Origin of the sequence: Streptomyces mexicanus, assembly GCF_902506575.1 — a bacterium.
Classification (GTDB): domain Bacteria; phylum Actinomycetota; class Actinomycetes; order Streptomycetales; family Streptomycetaceae; genus Streptomyces; species Streptomyces mexicanus.
The window spans coordinates 1-1,575 of sequence record NZ_LR732599.1; the positions used below are offsets into that span (position 1 = coordinate 1).

The 1,575-nt window shown below is 69.4% G+C and carries 2 protein-coding genes; both read right to left on the reverse strand.

Annotated elements, in window-relative coordinates; translation table 11 throughout:
• A partial coding sequence (locus GV126_RS32965; RefSeq protein WP_438947887.1) for a hypothetical protein occupies window positions 1-886 on the reverse strand: 886 nt, incomplete at its 3' end.
• A gap of 339 nt (window positions 887-1,225) precedes the next feature.
• A partial coding sequence (locus GV126_RS32970) for a hypothetical protein (protein ID WP_201299970.1) occupies window positions 1,226-1,575 on the reverse strand: 350 nt, incomplete at its 5' end.

A 1,575-nucleotide genomic window follows, 5' to 3' on the forward strand; every position in this document is an offset into this window, starting at 1 on the left:
GGGGGCTCTCCAGGGCGGGCGTGGCGCGGGCTGAGCCGCCCAAGGCGGGCGTGGCGCGGGCGGAGCCGCCCAAGGCGGGCGCCGCGTGGGCCGGGCCGTCGTAGGCGGGTGGGGTCGCGGAGCAGAAGACGCAGCGGTCGCCGATGACATCGATGCCGCACCAGTGGCACACGCTCTGCCGTACCGAGGTCACCAGTTGGTAGAGGATCGACAGGTCGGGCAGGTAGGAGCAGAACTCGACCAGTTTCCCGGTGCCCCACCACTGGGCGGACTCGGCCGGCAGCGCGGCCTCGTGCACCCCGAGGACGCGCCAGGCCGGGGCGAGGGCGGTGCCCGCCCAGTCGGACTGGAGCCGGCCGCGGGCGACCACCATCCAGGTGCCGAAGTCCGGGCCGCGCAGGACGGCGTCGGGTCCGATCCGGACGAGTTGCGGCTCGGGGTGGGCGATGACGCCGAACCGGCTGCCCGGCACCCAGGACCGGGCGTGCGCCCGCAGCCCGACGGGGACGCGGTCCAGGTGGGTGACGGAGGTGAGCACGGCGCCGCAGTGGACGTAGTGGGTGAGCAGCCGGCCCGCCGAGGCGAGGACGCCCGGGCCGAGGTCGCAGGAGGCGAGCTGCCGCAGCTGACGGGCCAGGACGGCGACGCCGAGCGGCGGCAGGGCCGGGCGGAACAGGGCGATGCGGTCGCTCTCCAGCAGGGAGCGGACGGTGTGCAGCCGGCGCTCCACCGCCGCGGCCACGGCCTGCGAGGCCACGACGATCACGTGGCCGTGCCGGTCGAGCAGGGCCTGCATGCCGTCCAGGGCCTGCTCCAGGGGCTGCCGGTGGACGTCCTGCAGGACGACGGCGGGCGCGGTGCGCTCGTCCTGTGCGGGCAGCGCCATGTCGGCACTGGTGACAGCGATGACAGTGGACACGCGCGCTCCCCCCGGTCGGACGCCTGCCCGGCCCGCCGTCGGTCCTCCGGCGCACCGAATCGACTTCACTGCGTGACTACCTCAGCACTGTAACCACGCCCCTGTGACCGGAGAACAGCGATTCCGTAGCCGGATGACATCTCATGTTGCACAAGTCACGGCAAACCGGGGCAGGGTGAGCATCTCGATCAGGCCCGAAAGCGTGGATGCCCCGGCGATCCGTTGACCGCGGGGACCGGGGGACGGGCGAGAGCGCGTCCAAGCCGCCTGCACCGCCCGGGAGTTTGCGCCGGACCCATTGACAACTCAATTGGTCTGGACCAACTTGGGGGACACGCGGTGGCCACCGTGCTCCAGCACCCTCACCTCCCTTCCCTCCCCCTCCCCTCTCCCCTTCTCCTTCCTTCTTCCCCCTTCCTTTTCTCCCTCTCTCTTTCTCCTTCTTTCTCCTTCTTCCTTTCCTCCCTTCTCTCTCTTCCTCCTCCCTCCCTCCCCTTCTCCCTTCTCCTTTTTTCTCCCTCCTTCCTCTTCTTTCTTTCCCCTCCCCTTTTCCTTTCCTTCCTTTCTCCCCCCCTTTTTCTCCTTCCTTTCTTTTTCCTTCCCCTCTCCTCCTTCTCCTTCTCTTTCTCTCCTCTCCCTCTTTTTTTCCTCCCCTC